3 protein-coding genes are annotated in these 1,607 nt (G+C 63.5%); all 3 read right to left on the bottom strand.

Going from position 1 to position 1,607, the window contains the following annotated elements; genetic code table 11:
• A partial coding sequence (locus tag B552_RS27995; RefSeq protein ID WP_035880443.1) for an MlaD family protein occupies window positions 1-680 on the bottom strand: 680 nt, incomplete at its 3' end.
• Window positions 664-1,338 (bottom strand): paraquat-inducible protein A, encoded by a 675-nt coding sequence (locus B552_RS0126800; RefSeq protein WP_019452144.1) that lies wholly within the window; start codon window positions 1,336-1,338, stop codon window positions 664-666. The genes B552_RS0126800 and B552_RS27995, both read right to left, overlap by 17 nt.
• Window positions 1,335-1,607, bottom strand: a 273-nt coding sequence (locus B552_RS0126795; RefSeq protein WP_019452143.1) for a paraquat-inducible protein A, incomplete at its 5' end; no start/stop codon positions are given. The genes B552_RS0126795 and B552_RS0126800, both read right to left, overlap by 4 nt.

Raw genomic sequence — 1,607 nt, 5'->3', positions numbered from 1 at the left:
TAGGGCTTGTCGACAAAGACCCGCAGCGTGATGTCTCTACCATTCGGCTCGAGTTGGTAGGCCACTACATGGCCGACCTGCACGCGACGATAGTAGACCGGCGATCCGATGTCGAGCGAGCCCAGGTCTTGTGCACGGAGCACGAACTGCCTCCCCGAGGCATCGGTGGTGATGGCTGGCGGGACTTCGAGTCCGGTGAAGCTGTGTGTAGTCTCGGCGGAGTTTCCTGCATCCACGCCAATGTATGCGCCAGACAGCAGCGTCTCCAGCCCCGACACGCCGCTGATGGCGAAGCGTGGCCGTACCACCCAGAAGCGTGTATCCGCCACGGCGAAGCTCGCGGCATCCTTTGTCAGCGCAATCGTCGCGATCACATGCGAACGGTCCGCCGCCAGCCGTGCCGTCTTGACCAGTCCGATATCGACGTCCTTGTAGCGCACGGGAGTCTTTCCCGGCGTCAGGCCTTCGGCGGTGCGGAATGTGACCGTGATCTCGGGCCCGCGCGACGCAAGCGTGTTGATCAGCAGCGAGAGTCCGACCACCGCCGCAACGAGAGGAATCAGCCAGACCAGCGAGGGTAGCCAGCGCGAGGGAGGCTTGCGTTCAGGCTGCGGTAGACCCGATAGACCCGATAGACCCGGTAGATCGTGGGGCGGGGGATGGTCAATGAGTTCTGGCATGTTCTGAGTGCGGAAATTCGATGAGGGAAGACGACGTCTCGAGCGCATCCCACAGCAGGCGGGGATCAAAGCTCATTGACGCGAGCATGGTTAGTACGACAACGGAGGCAAAGGCCAGGGCCCCGGCACCGGGCATGATCGTGGCCAGCGCACCGACCCGCACCAGCGAGGCCAGCATTGCCACTACGAAGATATCGAGCATGGACCACCGGCCGATGACTTCGACCAGCGCGTAGAGCCGGGTCCGCTCGCGGATGCGCCAGGTCGACCCGCGGCGCACCGATAGCAGCAACAATGTCAGGATCATCATCTTCAGCAGCGGCACGACGATGCTGGCGGTCAGCACGACCAGGGAGAGCATGTGCGAGCCGGACAGCCACAGATAGACCACGCCGGACATGATGGTGTCGCGCTGCGTGCCGAAGATTGACTGCGTCACCATAATCGGCAGCAGATTGGCCGGGATATACAGGAGGTAGGCTGCCAGCAGAAAGGCCCAGGCGCGCGTTACGCTGGCCGGCTTGCGATGATGCAGTACGGCGCCGCAGCGCGGACAAGCTTCGGCCTCGGCCGTCATCGGACTGAGCAGGTCGCAAGCGTGGCACGACAGCAGTCCGCGCGACGTGGCCGTGGCGTAAGTCGATCGAGCCGAGGTCATGATGCGGCATCCGGCGAACAAGGCGGTAAGTCATCGATTCCGTGCGCGTCCATGTAGTGCCACAGTTCACGCGGATCGAAGGACAGGATGCAGGCAAGCACGACCACGAGGGCGCCGAACGACCAGAGGGCGGCGCCCGGCAGCACCTGTGCGATGGTGGACAGCTTCACCACCGTGACCAGCACGCCGATCATGAACACTTCGATCATGCCCCACGGCCGCGTCTGGCGAATGCCGCGCACGATGCAATCGAAACCGGGTGGTCTGCG

Source organism: Cupriavidus sp. BIS7, from assembly GCF_000292345.1.
Taxonomy (GTDB): domain Bacteria; phylum Pseudomonadota; class Gammaproteobacteria; order Burkholderiales; family Burkholderiaceae; genus Cupriavidus.
The sequence above is the reverse complement of the archived record's forward strand: the minus strand, read 5'-3'. Positions and strand labels throughout refer to the sequence as shown.